This is a genomic window from Prodigiosinella confusarubida, assembly GCF_002847015.1.
GTDB lineage: Bacteria > Pseudomonadota > Gammaproteobacteria > Enterobacterales > Enterobacteriaceae > Prodigiosinella > Prodigiosinella aquatilis.
The window spans coordinates 4431445-4448589 of the sequence record NZ_CP025085.1; the positions used below are offsets into that span (position 1 = coordinate 4431445).

At 49.9% G+C, this 17145-nt stretch carries 14 protein-coding genes and 5 pseudogenes; 11 read left to right on the forward strand and 8 right to left on the reverse strand.

Going from position 1 to position 17145, the window contains the following annotated elements; translation table 11 throughout:
- Positions 1-178: 178 nt before the first annotated feature.
- Positions 179-553: pseudogene (locus CWC46_RS20195) on the forward strand (Arm DNA-binding domain-containing protein); the annotation flags it as partial.
- Between the two features lie 1048 nt (positions 554-1601).
- Here CWC46_RS20195 and CWC46_RS20210 read toward each other — a convergent pair.
- Positions 1602-2555 (reverse strand): LysR family transcriptional regulator, encoded by a 954-nt coding sequence (locus CWC46_RS20210; RefSeq protein WP_021014734.1) that lies wholly within the window; start codon positions 2553-2555, stop codon positions 1602-1604.
- A gap of 196 nt (positions 2556-2751) precedes the next feature.
- Here CWC46_RS20210 and CWC46_RS20215 point away from each other — a divergent pair.
- The 4 genes and pseudogenes from CWC46_RS20215 to CWC46_RS20230 all read left to right on the forward strand — a co-directional run bounded on the left by CWC46_RS20215 (position 2752) and on the right by CWC46_RS20230 (position 6191).
- A pseudogene (locus CWC46_RS20215) lies at positions 2752-3911 on the forward strand (iron-containing alcohol dehydrogenase).
- Positions 3912-3970: 59 nt separating this feature from the next.
- The gene (locus CWC46_RS20220) at positions 3971-4276 is read left to right on the forward strand and encodes a DUF1330 domain-containing protein (RefSeq protein ID WP_021014732.1); all 306 of its coding nucleotides are present in this window, start codon (positions 3971-3973) and stop codon (positions 4274-4276) included.
- 39 nt (positions 4277-4315) lie between these two features.
- Positions 4316-4864 carry an NAD(P)H-dependent oxidoreductase gene (locus CWC46_RS20225; RefSeq protein WP_021014731.1) on the forward strand — a complete coding sequence of 183 codons (549 nt, stop codon included), beginning with the start codon at positions 4316-4318 and terminating at the stop codon, positions 4862-4864.
- Between the two features lie 190 nt (positions 4865-5054).
- Entirely contained in the window at positions 5055-6191 is a 1137-nt protein-coding gene (locus tag CWC46_RS20230; protein WP_021014730.1) for an MBL fold metallo-hydrolase, read from the forward strand.
- 340 nt (positions 6192-6531) lie between these two features.
- On the opposite strand, the pseudogene CWC46_RS23370 reads toward CWC46_RS20230, so the two are convergent.
- The 6 genes and pseudogenes from CWC46_RS23370 to CWC46_RS20265 form a co-directional block, all read right to left on the reverse strand.
- Positions 6532-6967: pseudogene (locus CWC46_RS23370) on the reverse strand (zinc-binding dehydrogenase); the annotation flags it as partial.
- 27 nt (positions 6968-6994) lie between these two features.
- Positions 6995-7393, reverse strand: coding sequence for a (R)-mandelonitrile lyase (locus CWC46_RS20245; RefSeq protein WP_021014728.1), 399 nt, complete (start codon positions 7391-7393; stop codon positions 6995-6997).
- Between the two features lie 30 nt (positions 7394-7423).
- A complete protein-coding gene (locus CWC46_RS20250; RefSeq protein WP_021014727.1) occupies positions 7424-8572 on the reverse strand; it encodes an iron-containing alcohol dehydrogenase in 1149 nt (382 codons plus the stop codon).
- 204 nt (positions 8573-8776) lie between these two features.
- The gene (locus tag CWC46_RS20255; RefSeq protein ID WP_051391465.1) at positions 8777-9223 is read right to left on the reverse strand and encodes a cyclophilin-like fold protein; all 447 of its coding nucleotides are present in this window, start codon (positions 9221-9223) and stop codon (positions 8777-8779) included.
- 52 nt (positions 9224-9275) lie between these two features.
- Positions 9276-10304, reverse strand: coding sequence for an alpha/beta hydrolase (locus tag CWC46_RS20260; protein ID WP_021014725.1), 1029 nt, complete (start codon positions 10302-10304; stop codon positions 9276-9278).
- A 10-nt stretch (positions 10305-10314) separates the two neighbouring features.
- Positions 10315-11511, reverse strand: coding sequence for an MFS transporter (locus CWC46_RS20265; protein ID WP_021014724.1), 1197 nt, complete (start codon positions 11509-11511; stop codon positions 10315-10317).
- A gap of 238 nt (positions 11512-11749) precedes the next feature.
- Between CWC46_RS20265 and CWC46_RS20270 the strand changes: the two genes are divergently transcribed.
- Positions 11750-12637 (forward strand): LysR substrate-binding domain-containing protein, encoded by an 888-nt coding sequence (locus CWC46_RS20270; RefSeq protein WP_021014723.1) that lies wholly within the window; start codon positions 11750-11752, stop codon positions 12635-12637.
- A 150-nt stretch (positions 12638-12787) separates the two neighbouring features.
- Here the strand turns inward: CWC46_RS20270 and CWC46_RS20275 are convergent.
- Positions 12788-13771, reverse strand: a pseudogene (locus tag CWC46_RS20275) (Fic family protein); the annotation flags it as partial.
- 99 nt (positions 13772-13870) lie between these two features.
- On the opposite strand from CWC46_RS20275, the gene CWC46_RS20285 reads away from it, so the two are divergent.
- From CWC46_RS20285 to CWC46_RS20305, 5 genes and pseudogenes are all read left to right on the forward strand, one after another.
- The gene (locus tag CWC46_RS20285; protein WP_021014721.1) at positions 13871-14890 is read left to right on the forward strand and encodes an IS630 family transposase; all 1020 of its coding nucleotides are present in this window, start codon (positions 13871-13873) and stop codon (positions 14888-14890) included.
- Positions 14891-15141: 251 nt separating this feature from the next.
- Positions 15142-15306: pseudogene (locus CWC46_RS23380) on the forward strand (MobC family replication-relaxation protein); the annotation flags it as partial.
- Between the two features lie 58 nt (positions 15307-15364).
- Positions 15365-15583, forward strand: coding sequence for a type II toxin-antitoxin system antitoxin CcdA (gene ccdA, locus CWC46_RS20295; RefSeq protein ID WP_021014718.1), 219 nt, complete (start codon positions 15365-15367; stop codon positions 15581-15583).
- 2 nt (positions 15584-15585) lie between these two features.
- The gene (ccdB, locus tag CWC46_RS20300; protein ID WP_021014717.1) at positions 15586-15891 is read left to right on the forward strand and encodes a type II toxin-antitoxin system toxin CcdB; all 306 of its coding nucleotides are present in this window, start codon (positions 15586-15588) and stop codon (positions 15889-15891) included.
- A gap of 468 nt (positions 15892-16359) precedes the next feature.
- Complete coding sequence (locus tag CWC46_RS20305) at positions 16360-17085, forward strand: SDR family oxidoreductase (protein WP_021014716.1); 726 nt, start codon at positions 16360-16362, stop codon at positions 17083-17085.
- The last annotated feature ends 60 nt before the right edge of the window (positions 17086-17145 follow it).

The window sequence follows — 17145 nt, forward strand, 5'->3', positions numbered from 1 at the left end:
CGAGTCCGGGCACCATATTTTTGTTTTGGGACGTCTCTATTCGTCCGGGAACATAGAAAAATCAGTAATTTGATGAAAATCTGGAGTACCTCAAGGTACTACAAGATTTTTTGACATCCGTAGTTTTTGGGGGCTTAATTGGGGGCCTGTCGGTTCGATAAACTACGGAGCCCCAGCCATGCCTCTGACTGATACCACCATCCGCAACACCAAGCCACTCGATAAACCTTACAAACTCAGCGACGCGCAGGGTTTATACCTGCTAATCAAACCTAACGGTTCTAAACTCTGGCATCTTAAGTACCGCTTCGGCGGCAAAGAGAAAAAGCTGGCGTTTGGCGCTTACCCAACCGTCACGCTGGCAAATGCCCGTAAACTGCGTGAAGAATCCCGAACTATTCTCAGCGCAGGGGACGATCCCAGTGTTAAGAAACAGCACGACAAACAGGCGAAGAAAAACGGCAATACCTTTGAGGCCGTTTCACGTCAGTGGGTGGCCGCGAACATTCGCTGGAGTGAGACACACGCCGCCAAAGTCCTGCGCTCGCTGGAGAACTGTTCACACCGCCTATATCCACAAGGCGGAACACCTCGACGAACGCACACAGATGATGCAATGGCGGTCAGACTATCTCGACGCCTGCCAGCATCAATTCATCCCGGCTTACCGCTTTGAGAAGCCTGTTAAGGTCGCCTAAGTCAGTTTGATGACCAGATAAAGAAAAGCCGCTCCTGAACGAACAGGTGCGGCTTTTCTTTTTTTGTCTACGACGCTATTGCATCAGGGCTGAGGCGGAGCGCAGCAGAGAGCACCGAACATCCCTGACACAACAGCGGAATCCGTTACCATCGCATGTGCTCATTTTTACAGGGACAAGCCATATCAACAGGCGACGCTTGTATGGCTTTTCAATTCCTGCGCCCCCCTCAGGAATTGAAAAGTGGCGTGAAGCGAGGAAATTTCATTTCGCAGAAATGACTAATTTGCGTCGCCCGAACCCACCGGCGAGCGTTTACCCCAAGGGGAACCGAGCAGGCCGGGGGGAGCCGAATAAATTTTGCCGCCCCAGCGAGCGAAAAGACGCGCCCACGCGTCGGTTTATTTGGGGGGCGTCAGCCCCGCAGGAACTGGCGCACACCGTTCGAGCCGGGAAGTGTACTTCTCGGCGCATGGCACTCGACCGCTTTCAAATAACGGTGGTGTGCTCGGTCGCGCTGACGGCGATGTACCGGCTGGTCATCAACGATCCGCTGACCACTGCGCTGCGCTGACTGGGCCGGACTTCCGGCCCCGAAAAATTACTTCAGGACGGTGAAGTCACCCTGCCAGCAGGGTTTTCAGCCGTTAACTTTAGTTACGCAGGTACCCAACCTCTGTACCGATTCGAAAGTTAGATTTGGGCATTATTTATCCTGCCTGGCAGGAGCTAAAGTAACTCAGACCAATGGCCGATTAATTCCGGTAAAATTAGTATCGAAATGCAGCGGACATTCCACACAACGGCTGAGAGCCAATATCTCGGCCGATACTATCATTCAAACAATAAACTGAAATTGACCGGTACCCCGTTAAGCAGCCAATAGCTTGGTGGCTCTGCCTTTTAGCTGACATAGGCTGCTAGTGCCATCTGCGATACATGTAGCGCATCATCTTTTGCAAAGACAGCGAGCAAATAATCGATCGTTGCGCGTACTCTGGGGGCCATCAAAGCCCGGTGCGGATACTGCATTACCATCTCGTAGCTGCCAGGATCATGTTGGCCTAATAACAGCACTTTTAATGTGCCGGAACTTAGATGCTTCCATGCATGGTGAACGCCAACCTGTGCAATACCCATATCAAAACTGGCAGCCTGAACCAAAGCTTCTGGAGCCGACAAGGTCAGCATGGCATGATTCTGGTCTAGTGTGATGATGCTGCCATCTTCTGCCCGAAAGCACCAAGGAGAAACCCGTCCTCCCAAGAAGCGACGGGTAATCAGCTTGTGTTGACTGAGTTCCTTCGGCGTACTCGGAACGCCATTGCGCTCCAGATAGGTTGGAGATGCAACAAGAACCATGTTCAGGCGGCATATTGGTCGCGCTATCAAAGCAGAATCAGCAATACGCCCACCTCTGATCGCCAGATCGTAACCGTCATGCACCAAATCGATAACCCGATCATCGAAGTCGACTTCGACGGATAAGCCTGGGTAGCGGGTCAACAGTCCCGGAAGTGCTGGCATCAGTTGGTCTCGACCAAATGCTGAGCTGGTCGAAATGCGAACGTGTCCGCTCGTTTCCACACGTTGAGCGGCGACAGCATCCACTGCGGTATCGAGCGCCTCTAGCGCAATACGCGCTTGCTTGAGGAATGCAGAGCCTTCGTTGGTGAGATTAAGGGTTCGCGTGGTGCGGTTCATCAACCGGACACCCAGGGCCTGTTCCAGTCTGGCCACATTCTTGCTAACTGCTGCTGCACTGATTCCTAGCATACGGGCAGCTGCGGCAAAGCTGCCTGCATCCGCGACTTGCACAAAAGAAAGAATGGCACGTACGCGCTGTGATAAATCCATTACCCCTCCGAATATTCACACTGTCCCGATCATCTAATTATTAACTTTAAGTTAGTTAATCATAAACCAGATAACTCATTTTTGTTGCGAATGGCAACGCTCATAATCCATTCCATCGAGAACATGACAGTTGGCCCGTCCACTTCTTAATACTGTTCTTCAAATACCAATTATTTGATTTTCTCCGGAGACAATAATGTTCAATTTTGAATTCCAGAACCCAACCCGCATCGTCTTTGGCCAAGAAACCGTGGCTCAACTCGATAGCCTTGTTCCCGCCAGCGCACGAGTAATGGTGCTCTACGGTAGAGAAAGTGCCGAACGCTATGGCACACTGGCTGAAGTTCGTTCCGCGCTGGGCCTACGCGAGCGCTTCGAGTTTGGCGGAATCGAACCCAATCCGACTTTTGAAACACTGATGCGTGCCGTTGAGCTGGCTCGCGCAGAAAAGGTGGATTTCCTGTTGGCCGTAGGCGGAGGCTCGGTTATTGACGGTACCAAATTTGTTGCAGCAGCCACCTTGATTGCAACAGATCCATGGCAGATTCTGGAAACCTACGGGGCTGTGGTCACCCAAGCGCTGCCGTTCGGTGCGGTTCTGACCTTGCCTGCCACTGGCTCGGAAATGAACAACGGCGCTGTGGTCACCCGCAAATCAACCAAGACCAAGGCGTACTTTACCTCGCCACGGGTATTTCCACAGTTCTCGATTCTTGATCCAACAAAAACCTACACTTTGCCGGCAAGACAGCTTGCGAACGGGGTCATCGACTCATTTGTACATGTGATCGAGCAGTACCTGACCTTTCCCGCAGAGGGTCACGTTCAAGATCGATTTGCGGAAGGTCTGCTCCAGACGTTGATCGAAATCGGCCCGAAAGTTGTCAGCGAACCGGCTGATTATAATTCGCGCGCCAATCTGATGTGGGCCGCCACGATGGCAGTGAATGGTCTGATCGGCGCAGGTGTACCGCAGGTCTGGGCAACACATTTGATGGGTCACGAACTGACCGCGCAGTATGACATCGATCATACCCGTACGCTGGCAATCATTCTACCTTCGATGCTGCATATCCGTCGCGACAGTAAACGCGCCAAACTGCTGCAGTATGCTGAACGTATCTGGAACATCACCGAAGGCAAAGAAGATGACCGAGTCGATCAAGCCATCGAGAAAACCCGTATGTTCTTTGAAAACCTCGGCGTAAAAACCAGTCTTACCGACTACGACATTCCGGCAGCCGCCATTGATGGATTGTGGTTCAGCAATTGGAAGTGCATGGCATGAAACAGCTTGGAGAGCGTCAGGATGTAACGCTGGAAGTCAGCCGCAAGATTTTCGAAGCCAGCCTCTAACTCTAAACAGCTTAACCGGCTCGGCTTGCAATGACAGGTCGGGTTTGGGAGATTTCATCATGGCTAATCCTGCCTATTTCGTTTTCGACGTCAAAATCAACGATCCCGAAGGTATCAAACCTTATCAAGCCAAAGTGGCTGAAACCTACGTGCCTTACGGCGGCCAGCCCATTGTTGCTAGCGGAAAAGTTGAGGTCTTGGAAGGCAAGGCACCAAACAGCATCATCGTGATTTTGCAGTTTCCCAGCATGGAACAAGCTCATGCCTGGCACGAATCCCCGGAATACCAGGCCATTCTCGGCTACCGGCAGGCGGCATCGGAGAGCAATGCCTATCTGGTTGAAGGCATAGCCCCAGTTATCTGAATACGCACACACAAAGAACAGAACTCAAGGAACATCCAAATGAAAACCCTCGTTATCGTTTCCCATCCCTATCCCGAACAATCTATTGCAACCAAAGCGTTGCAACAAATTGCCGAAAAAACCGTCGATGCCACCGTTCGTAATCTCGAAGCCCTGTATGGCAGCGATATCAACGGCTTTGACGTTGCTGCCGAACAAAAAGCGGCGGAAGCGGCAGATCGCATTGTGTTTCTCTTCCCAGTTCATTGGTTCAATCTGACCCCGATGCTCAAGGCCTATCTCAATAGGGTCTGGACGTATGGCTGGGCATTTGGTCCGAATGGCATCGCCCTGAAGGACAAGGAAATGCAGATTGTTGTAACTGCGGGAGCCAACGAGTTCACCTATTCGGAAGAAGGCATCATCCGGAGCACCATGGCGGAAGTGTTGAGCCCGATGAAGGCCAGTGCTCTCTACATTGGCATGAAGTACAACCAGCCGCTGGCTTTCTACGAAGCGATGGGAGCCACTGGAGAAACCATTTCTTTTCTTCAAAAAACCTTTGCCGAACGGTTAGATATGTCGTTGGGCTCAGTGATACAGGAATAATTTAGGCGAAAAACCAAGAATTGCCTATAGGCCATCTGCTGCCTCTTTTCACAAGAAGCGGCAGCTCACTAGCAAGAGGGTTAGGCAACAACATCCGAGGATCGAGCTATCCCTTGCATGGTAAGACAAGAAAGAATGCTTATCGAAAATTATAACGGACAACTGAGGTTGTCTTCATGAGGTGGTCCGAGTGACGAAACGAGTACGCAAAATGTTGATCGGTCTTGTTGCTTTTGTATTACCTCTTGTGCTGAGTGTGGGCGTCTATCTTCAACTCCCCAAATTTGGGGCCTACCCCGAAGGCAACCGATTGGAGCGGGTTCAGCACTCACCTCACTATGCTAATGGGGAATTCCACAACCTTGTTGCCACGCCGATACTTGCGGAAGGAAATAGTTCGTTTTCCATTCTTGCCAACAGTCTGTTCTCGCCGGTTGATAATCTGATACCCAGCTTGCCTATCCCTGCGATCAAGACCAATCTCAAAACACTGGATGCAAGTCGTGATACGGTCGTCTGGCTCGGGCATTCCTCGTATTTTGTACTATTCGCGGGCAAGCGCATCCTTATCGACCCGGTATTCAGCTCATATGCAGCACCAGTTTCATTTTCGACCAAAGCGTTTGATGGCACCAACCTTTATACGGCAGACGACATACCGGAGATTGATGTTCTGCTGATTACCCACGATCACTGGGATCATCTTGATTACGCGACGGTGACTGCACTGAAAGGAAAGGTCAGACACATGATTGTTCCTCTCGGCGTAGGTGCGCATTTGGAACGCTGGGGCTATGCACGGGAAAAATTCAGCGAGGCAGACTGGTACGATAAGCTGGACTTCGGTGCCAACCTTGCCATCTATCTCGTGCCAGCGCGTCACTACTCAGGGCGTTGGATGACGCGGAATAAGACGCTGTGGACAGGCTTCGTGCTGGAATCTGCCACGCGGCGCATCCTGTTCAGCGGCGACACGGGCTATGGCCCGCATTTCAAAGCGTTGGCGCAGCGCTTCGGCAGCTTCGATCTGGTTGCACTCGATATGGGTCAGTACGATGCGCGATGGCCCTATATCCACATGACACCGGAGGAGGCTGCACAAGCGGCGGAGGATTTGCAGACTAAAGCCTTGCTACCTGCGCACGTAGGACGATTCAACATCGCCCAACATGCTTGGTACGAACCCTTCGATCGCATCAGTGTCGCCAGCAAAGACAAACCCTATCGGCTGGTTACGCCCATAATTGGCGAGCCATTGCGACTGGATGAAGATAAGCAGCGCTTTTCTCAATGGTGGGATGGCTCAAGGCCGACGCATCCTCGATAAACTCAAGGAAAAGCCAATGCAACGTCAAAGCAAAGAAACCACAGGGCCGTGTCGATTAGTCTGACGCAAGCGAGACATTACACTGGCCGTTTGATCTTCACATTGATAGAGGGATTTTTTGTTTCAGCGTGCTCGACAATCGACGACGCTCCCGCAACACAAAGCTTATCGACGACATTAAGCCTGGAGGCCAATGCCTGACCAGATCGCATAGACCCCCCCCATCGGGATCACTCGCAGGGTGAGCGCCAGAAAACAAAACGAAATTCCGTAACCAATGACTACCGCGACCGATGGACAAAAGCGTGAAAACCCATCGCTTGCTTTCAAAGAAGACGTTGCCATGCTCGCCACAGAAATCGAGCATTTCCTGGGTAGCGGCGATACCGCTGATCATCGATGCGCCTACGGCTTTGCCACCAATAACCATAGGCATCGAATTGTGTGAGGGTTTGATCGGGCCAAGATAGCCGACTAGTACCAGCGCCCCCTTGAACGACAGCGTCGGGATATAGGGGTTGAGATCATGCACATAGGGCACAGTATCGACGATCAAGTGGAAACGTCCGGCGACAGCGGCCATCTGCGCGACGTCGGATGAAACCACAACATGGTCCGCGCCCAAGCGCTTGGGCATCAGCTTCTTTGCCCGCAGAGCGGATGAACAGAGTCACTTCCGTGCCCATGGCCTTGGCTAGCTTGATGGTCATATGACCCAGACCTCCAAGGCCGACAACTACCAAACGACTACTCTGGCCGACATGGGCGTTTTTCAGCCATGATTTTTCCTTTATGTGATCCTGTTAGCTTGCTGAGTACTCGACCTCACTGACCGGCTCAAACCAGTCAGCGGCTTTACCATCCTGCGCCTCCTGAATGGCAATATGGGTCATCGCGGTCGCGGGCGCAGCACCATGCCAGTGCTTTTCGCCGGGCGCGATCCAGACAATGTCACCGGGCCGGATTTCCTCGATTGGTTTACCTTGCAGCTGTACTCGTCCACAACCGGAAAGTACGACGAGTGTTTGTCCCAAAGGATGGCTGTGCCACGCGGTACGCGCACCTGGCTCAAAGGTGACTGCAGCGTTTGATACAGTGGCCGGCGATTCGGCATAGAACAGGCCGTCAATCCGAACCTTGCCGGTAAACCACTCAGCCGGCCCGAGCTGGGAAGAAATCGATCCATTATGTAAAATTTTCATCAAACAGCTCCTTTTATAAAAATCTGGTTACTACAACGCGTTCTTCAGAATGATCGTCACCACTTCCGGGGTGTAGGTCTCAGCGATGCCGAAGATGCGCACATTTTTCTGTACGTTTTCGAGGATGGCCGGCAGATCGGCTTCCTTGATGCCCAGTTGCGGCAACTGCGTTGGCGTGCCGATCTTTTCGTACCAGCTCTCCAGCGCAGCTATGCCATTCTCGGCGGACTCCACGCCGAATACGTTCTCAGCAAATCGTTCGAACTGAGCCGGGTTACGGTCGAGGTACCACTTCATCCAAGCCGGGACCACCACCGACAGACCGGCCCCGTGCGGCACGTTGAACAGGGCGGAGAGCGAGTGCTCAATGGCATGGTTGGGATAGCTAAAACCGGCAGCACCGGAGAAGGTCAGGCCATTCAACGCCAACGTCGCGGCCCAGGCAAACTGTGCGCGGGCATCATAATCCGCAGGGTCGGCAAGCAGCGCTTCGGTTGTCTCGATCACCGTGTTAATGAGCGATTCGACCAGACGCGATTGCAACTTTGGATGCACGGCCGCGGTGAAATACACCTCGATCAGATGGGCAATGACATCCGAAGCGGAATAAACGAGATAGTCGCGAGACACCCCCTGCATGAGCGCAGGATCGACGATGGATACTTTGGGGAATAAACAGGGTGCATGGATGAAAAACTTCTCTTTGGTCTCGTCATTGGTGACCACCGCCCCAGGATTCATTTCACTGCCCGTTGCGGCAAGCGTCAGGATGGCAAACAAAGGAAGTGCAGATTCGATGTTGGCCTTGCCGACAAACAGATCCCAAACATCACCATCGTGGCAAACACCCGCGGCAATCGCCTTGACACTGTCGAGCACGGAACCGCCGCCCACACTCAGGATGGCATCGACCTGATCCGCTCTCGCCAAAGCAATGCCCTCTCGCACCTTCGAGAGAACGGGATTGCTGACGATGCCACCGCATTCAACCAGTTCGATGCCTTTCTCGGAAAGGCTCTTGCTGACGATGTCGAAAAGTCCATCACGCTTGATGCGCTCGCTGCCGTAGCAGAGCAGCACTTTCTTGATACCGTGTTCGGAAAGATGCTGGCCGATCAACTGTTCCTTGCCGGTACCGAATTCGATTTTGGTCGGATTGAAGAATGTGAAGTTTTCCATGTTACGGTCCTTTATGTTTGCCAAGTAGGTCGCTCGACCGATCTGGCGTTTGTGTTGAAGTTCAGGAATAAAAAACAATCTGGAGGGCACTGCGCATGGCATTCGGTCACAACTGTTCTCCGGGATACACAGGTATTAGCAGCACGATAGTTGCGAGCGCCATGACAGAAGGGCAGCCAACGAAGTAGGACAAATATCGGTGTTTTAATGATCGTTAAACCTGACCCATATTTTCTTTTTGTCCATCTGAGCGGGGAGATTTTCTGGATGAATAACTTTCCCAATAGGGGTATAGCGATATGAGGACTCAAATGATGAATAGAATAAAACCAACGTTTGCGTTCCGTACAGCATGAGATCGCCTGCCTGAATGGTCCCAGGCCGCACCGGGCTGGAAGGGAACGTATGAGGAAGGTCGGCGAATTTCTCATTGCCATTCAACTCATCCATTTCAAGTTGCAAAGGTAAAGTATTAACAAATGCTTTAGCCGCTGGATTGTCGTGAAGTCTGACCTCAAATTGTTGGTCATTAATGTTCATTTTAACCGTCATCGCGTTCTCTTTAAGCTGCGGGGTAATGCTAGTGTCGGCATGGCCTGCAAAAGTACAACCCAGAAGCAGGCCCGGTATTAAAGTACTCAGATATTTCATACGATGAACCCCGCAAAGGTTAGCCACACCCATCAGGATGCGGCTTTGGGCATTATTTTAGGTTAGCTTTAAAGAACGACGTCAGCTTAGCAAAAGGGATCAGGTTAGTACGGTCATACAGATCGACATGGCCTGCACCAGGTACGATGTACAACTCTTTCGGCTGTCCGGCACGTTTGTAAGCATCTTCGCTAAATTCTTTCGAATGTGCCTGATCGCCGGTGATGAACAGCATCGGGCGTGGCGAGATCGTTTCAATATCGTTGAACGGATAGAAGTTCATAAACTTCCCTATGCTGCTCAACATCGGTTTTGTAGTCAGCGCTTCTTTCTCACCCTGTGGCGTATAACCACCACGTGATGTGCGATAGAAATCGAAGAATTCTCGCTGAACCGCAGATGTTGAATCATCAAGCTTGTTAACAGTTCCTGGAATATAGGCAGTTTCTCCGCCCTTAAATTCGGCAAGGCGCTGATCTGTAGCGGATTTAATAAACGCTTTGCGCTGTTCAAGCGTAACCGAATGATTAAGACCATTACGGAAAACAGACCCCATGTCATACATGCTGACCGTGGCAATTGCCCTCATTCTCGGATCAATTTTGGCAGCACTGATAACGAAGCTCCCACTACCACAAATACCCAGTACGCCTATTTTTCCCGGATCAACGAAAGACTGAGTACTCAGATAATCGACTGCGGCACTATAATCATCCGCATAAATTTCCGGAGAAATCAGATGACCGGGTTTTCCGTCACTCTCGCCCCAGAAGGAAAGATCAATCGCCAGCGTCACAAACCCTTGTTCCGCCAGTTTCTGAGCATATAAATTTGAGCTTTGTTCTTTTACAGCCCCCATTGGATGACCAATGACAATAGCTGGATTCTTAGCGTTCTGATCCATCCCTTTCGGCATAAACAGATTACCGACGACCTTCATCTGGTACTGGTTTTTAAAGGTCACCTTTTGCAAGGTGACCTTATCGCTTTTGTAAAAATTATCTGCTCCGTTAGACATATCCGCTCCTGTTGCAGCAAACGAACTGATTAACAGCCCTAGTAGCATGGTATATATTCTCATTGGATAATCCTTAGTTGGTTTGGTAAATATCTTTACGTGACGTCAATAAAGCCAGGATAGCCGCTATCACTAATAAAATGACGCTGATGGTGAAAGTGCTTTGATAGCCGCTATGGTCAAATGCTAAACCACCGAGGGTGGATCCCAGTGCGATTGACAGTTGCACTATGGCAACCATCAGACCACCGCCAGCTTCCGCATCCTCCGGCAGTGTTCTGGCGACCCATGTCCACCAACCGGTCGGTGCAGCAGTGGCGATTAACCCCCATAAACCAAGCAGCGATGCAACAATCCATATACTGTGACCAAAAGCGATCAGAGCTCCGGCTATTGCGGCCATCAGCAATGGGATGGTGATAAGCGTGAGATAAAAGGCGGATTTCAAAAATGCGCCAATCACCAGGGTACCAATAAAGCCAGCTACACCGATGGTCAGCAAAATGAGCGACAGCGTGGTGATATCCACCTGCGTTACCGTCTCAAGGAACGGACGCAGATAGGTAAACAAAGAAAACTGGCCCATAAAGAACAATCCGCAGGCCATAAGGCCAACTGTCACAAGCGGGTTAGCAAAAAGACGAAAAACAGTGCCGGTACGCTTACCGTCTTTATCCGTTGTCATTGCAGGCAGGCTGAACCACTGCCAGATAAAGGCAATTACCGCGACCGGAACGATACAAAAGAATGCACCTCGCCAGCCGATGACAGAACCCAGATAACTGCCAAGTGGTGCGGCTATAACGGTTGCCAACGCGTTACCACCGTTAAAAATAGCCAATGCACGAGGAACCCGATGCTGTGGAACCAGGCGAATAGCCGTGGCGGCAGACAGCGACCAGAACCCACCAATAGCAATACCAATCAGGGCACGGCCAGTCATGTAAATCAAATAACTAGGCGCTAACGCGATAATGGCTCCGGAAAACGCCATCAACGCAGTCATACCCAACAGCAATACCTTGCGATTGAGAGCCCAGGCCAGTGTAGAAATGGAGAGACTCGTCAATACCGCAAACACGCCGGAAATAGCGATCCCCTGACCAACCAGTCCCTCACTGACGCCTAAATCTCCTGATATAGGCGTCAGCAGGCTGACAGGCATAAATTCCGAAGCAACTAGCGCAAATACGCACAACGTCATGGCGAATACACCGCTCCAGTACGCACGCTCTTTGTGTAGTGGTGTGCCACTCGACGATCTGGGCATAAATTGCTAACTCCGAATAATCTCCGGCAGTTTTCAGGTAAGCCGGGGCCGAACGCTATTCGCAGGAATAACGTCAGAAAATGAAAAGTGAAAGAAAGATGAAAAGGACAACAGCGTTTATCCGCCATCGCTTAATAATCTCTTGCTGGAAATTTTACACGCCGGGTGCATTATTACTAGCTAATGAATACTTAATGGCTTTATAACTAATGCTTATTAATAGAACGGGGCATACCTGATGAAACGCAACCTAAACGACCTGCTTTATTTTGTCACGGTCGCTCGTGAAAGCAGTTTTACCCGCGCCGCTGCACAGTTGGGTGTCACTCAACCTGCTCTCAGTCAGGCGATTTCCGCACTTGAAGAGCGTATGCAAATTCGCCTGCTGACGCGCACCACCCGGAGCGTGTCGCCGACTTCCGCCGGAGAACGATTGCTACTGGCTATAGGCAATCGTATTGATGAAATTGAAGCTGAACTGGATATGCTGACCGACCTGCGCGATAAGCCGGCAGGTACGGTCCGCATCACCTGCGGGCCAGATGTTTTGCACAGTACGCTGCTGCCAAAGCTGGCACCACTGTTGCGTGAGTACCCGGATATTAATATCGAGTTCGACGCGAACCATGGTTTTCGCGACATTGTGACAGACCGTTTTGATGCGGGCGTTCGACTGGGTGACACAATTGATAAAGATATGATAGCGGTACCCATCGGCCCTAAATTGCGTATGGCCGCAGTGGCATCTCCAGACTATTTTTCGCGTTATCCTGTCCCCAATACACCCCATGAATTGACGCGACACCTGTGCATAAATCAACGCATGATCAGGTCTGGCGGGTTATATGTCTGGGATTTTGATCAGGATGAAGGAAATCTTAATGTGCGCGTCAGCGGACAGCTCATTTTCAATACATCTGAACATATTGTTGATGCGGCGCTTGCAGGGCTCGGGATTGCTTTTTTGCCAGAAGAAGAGTTTGGAACACATATTGAAGACGGTCGTCTGGTTCGCGTGCTGGAGCAATGGTGCAGGCCATTTCCTGGCTACTACCTGTATTACCCTAGTCGCAAACAACCTTCCCCGGCATTCTCATTGGTCGTTGAAGCGCTACGGGTGTTCTGACGGAGCAATTTATTCAGATATCTCCTGCCTTCTCATGTTTTCAGTTTCGTTTATTTTTTATCTTGAGTGTCGATTCGTAATAGACATTAATAAAAAAATACAAACTAGACCGAATACCATTACGTCTAGCGAAAACACCCAACACCGAAATCACAAATCAGGAATAAACCCTTCCTCCCGCAGGGCCTTAATCACCCCACGAATCAGATATGAGTTAGAAAACTTCGCCGTATAGGAACGCGCCCCCTCTTCCACTGGCTGGAGCAGTCCCCGATCGATCAACTTGCCAAGTTGATAAGTCACCTGCGCTGGTTTTAGGTCAGGTAAGGCGGTACGGAGATCACCCGCTTTTATCGTCCCTAGCTCGACAGCGCGTTTCAGTACTTTAGATTCCAACGGGTTTATTAGCCCTCTTTCAGATGAAAAGTCGATCGCCGGATACAGTATTTTTGTACTCAAAAAAGCATGATTTGTCAGTTGATCGACTTTCTTCAACTCAGATGAAATTCCCGAAAGTACATATAAACACCATTCTTCTAAGCCCTGCTCAGTTCCTTTATCCGCTAACGACAGCATGGCGTAATAGTGCTCGCGATCATTACAAAATACCGCTGTCGGATTAAGAACCCGACCACCTGCCTGAACATTAAAACCATACTTGATCAATAACGCATAGGTCAGCAGTCTGACCGTTCTGCCATTACCGTTACCGAATGGATGTATCCAGCCAAAACGGTGATGCACCAGCGCAATCTTCATCAGATCATATTTTGGTTTATCAGCACGGTTAATAAAGGCAGTTAATTCTGACATATAGTCAGGGACGCGGATGTGATCCGGCGGCAAATGGTCAGACTGAGCGATGCTGACGTTATGTTGTCGATAGGCACCGGGCGTTTTATCACCTTCCTGTTGCAACCCGACAACCGCCAGACTATGTAGCTCGCGGATAAAATATTCCGTTATCTCATCACCATTATTTAGATGCTCGTCGATGAATTCCATCGCAGCTTCAATATTGTTGATTTCTTTGAGCTGATCCGTCGAACTCTGTGTTCCTTCGACTTTGCTTTCCACATAGTCGGCAAGCGTCGTGTGGTTTCCCTCAATCCTTGCGGAGCCCAAACTCTCTAAATAGCTGTTCCAAATAATAGATCACCAGAAGGGAACTCAGTCCGATTTAAGCGATCTGATCAATCGCTGAATATCCCAAACCACCAACCGGACTGAGTTATGCCGATCATAGCACCGATACCCGATATCGAAAGATGTCTGATGCAAAAAACTATTCATAAAACAGACGACAAAAACTACGCACGCAGACTCACCGCCATGCTGATGCTTCACCGTGGTGACACGGTCAGTCATGTCGCCAGAACACTTTGTTGTGCGCGGTCATCGTTAGGTCGCTGGATTAACTGGTTCACTCTTTATGGCCTCGAAGGCCTAAAATCTTTACCTTCAGGCCGTGGGCGATGCTGGCCGTTTGAGCATATTTGTACGCTATTGCGTCAGCTGATTAAGCATTCTCCGAGCGATTTTGGTTATCAACGTTCTCGTTGGAGTACTGAACTGTTAGCAATAAAAATCAATGAGATAACCGGGTGCCGTTTGCATGCTTCAACCGTTCGCCGATGGCTTCCCTCTGCTGGAATAGTCTGGCGAAGAGCGGCCCCCACGTTGCGCATTCGCGATCCGCATAAAGAAGAGAAAATGGCCGCTATCGCCGAAGCGCTAAGCGAGTGTAGCGTCGAACATCCTGTGTTTTACGAGGATGAGGTCGATATCCATCTCAACCCCAAAATAGGTGCTGACTGGCAACTGCGTGGTCAACAAAAACGAGTTGCTACGCCGGGGAAAAACGAAAAATATTATCTGGCTGGGGCGTTGCACAGCGGCACAGGAAAAGTCAGTTACGTCGGCAGCAGCAATAAAAACTCGGGGTTATTTATCAGCTTGTTAAAACATCTAAAAAGCACGTACCGGCGGGCAAAAACGATCACACTGGTCGTTGATAACTACATCATCCATAAAAGTCGTGAAACGCTTCGGTGGCTGAAGAAGAACCCAAAATTTATTGTTATTTATCAACCAGTCTACTCTCCATGGGTGAACCACGTTGAACGGTTATGGCAAGCATTACACGACACGATAACCCGGAATCATAGCTGTCAATTACTGAATAAGGTACGCCACTTTATGAAAACGGTAAGCCCATTCCCAGGCAGGAAGCACGGTCAGGCAAAAGTGTAGCGATATTAGGATCAGCTATTTAGCGTGGCCTGGCTCGAATCTGAAATTGACGAATGGATCAACCTTAAATTAGAGAGTCGCTAAAAACATTTGAGGGAGAATATTTATGAAAAACAGACAAGACAAATATTTACCTGCCACTTCAGGTAAGCCCATTGCAATTCACCTGTTTTACTGTCTCCACGTTAAACTGTTTGAGGAGACGAAATTATGCTCCCGTCTCTGAATTACGCTGTATTAACCGACGCCCGATCGTGCCCAATCCGCAGATGAAACGCGCGATTGAGCTGCTGTTCAATAGCATCAAGCACATCATTGTGAATCATCAGCACATCCCGCTGGAAGCGAAGCACCGGAATGTTTTTCGGGTTTATACGTTTGAGGAGTTGGAGGCGTTGACGTTGAATTGTGGCTAATTGCTGAACAACCATGTGGGGTATATACTCGTAGTATGCATAATAGAGGATCACTATCATGAAACACCGCGTCAGCGTTACCGTGGACAAAGACAATTATCAGGTTCTGAGTGCTGCCGGAGTCAATATTTCTGGTCTGGTGAATGATGTCATTGGCAAAGAAGCCCGCCGCATCAAAGCCGAAGCGTGGAAGAAAGAAAACCGCGAAGGGATGGAAGAAGTCGCCCGGTTTATCACGCAGAATGGATCCTTTGCGGATGAAAACAGGAACTGGTGATCATGCAATTCATTGTTTATCAATACAAACGTACCAGTCACTACAAAATGTTTGTCGATGTGCAAAGCGATATTGTCGAGACGCCAAAACGACGGATGGTCATCCCGCTTATCGAATCGCATCATCTGTCTGATAAAGTGAATAAAACGCTGTTTCCTCTGATCCGCATCGACAGCGAAGATTACCGGCTGATGACGACTGAACTATCGAACGTTCCTGTTGAGGTGATTGGTGAAGTGATTGCAGATCTCAGCAAATGCTCAGATGAGATCAAGGATGCTATTAATCTTATGTTTTGGGGGATTTGAAGGGAATTCAATGCATTTACATTGAGCCTTACACATAGCACCATCCGCAGATGAGTATGCAGAAAAAGATCTAAAAGTGGATGGTTCTGGTTACCGGAATACTTACAGGCGGTTAACGCAAAAATTCTTTAACGCACACAAAATATGAAACCCAACCGGCGCTGCGCGATTATCAACGCACCACTTTTGCCTTTAATTTTTGGGCCATAAAGCAATTTGCCACTCTTGCCCAGCCAATTATGCCGGAGGGCAGCGAATATATTCTCAAGCTGCTTGGTCTGGATTTTGACGGCTGGAAGCACGATCGGAAAGGTTTTATCGCAAGTTCTCACGTACTTTCAGAGTGCAATGAAGGCTATTTCAACATCATCCCCGAGGATATTGGGGAACAGGTTTACCAAATTAACTAACCGAAAAATTGTTTTATCGGGCTAATACAATTTACTTTTAATAACAGGAATCAATGTTATGTCCAATGCTAATTTGCGTGTAGTTATCACCGGTGCGGGCCGTGAAATGGGGCGTTCTCTGGCAATTCGCTATGCGAAATCTGGGGCAGAGGTGCTACTTTCAGCGCGCAATATCGAAGCGGCCGAAAAAGTGCGTTACGAGCTTCAGACGTGTGGCTGCACCCGCGTGCACGCTTTTGCCTGTGATTTATCGGATCCTGCCAGCATCCGGGCATTTGCGCAGGCCGTTGAAAATAAGTTTGGTCACGTGGATGTGCTGATTAACAACGGCAGCCCGTGGGCGGAAGGTCAGGAACTTGATGCCGCCAGTGATGAGGAAATTACCAACGTCATCATGTCCTGCACGGCGGGCACGGTATTGATGATTAAACATTTCCTGCCACTGTTACGCCAATCTGAGCGGCCGGATATCGTGAACATTATTTCTTCTTCCGCTCACCCCCTCACCCATGACTGTGAAGGCCATGCCGCCTTTTATGCCGCCAAAGCCGGGCAGGGGCGTATGGCAGAAACTCTGTCCCTGCGCCTGCGTGAAGAGGGGATCCGCGTGATTTCCCTGTACCCGCCCAAATTTGACAACAGCGATCCACTCGTCGGCGACGGGCAGGTTTCTCGTACCTCAAAGGATCGACTGACTTCGGAGTCCCTAATCGATTGCATACAGTTTGCGGTGAATATGCCTAGAGACTGTTTCATCCGCCGCTTTGATTTTGAATCGGTATAAACAGGCCGTAGTGCGGTTGTAGTGCGGATTTTCCAGAGCATCACGTTTCTTTTTGGGAGA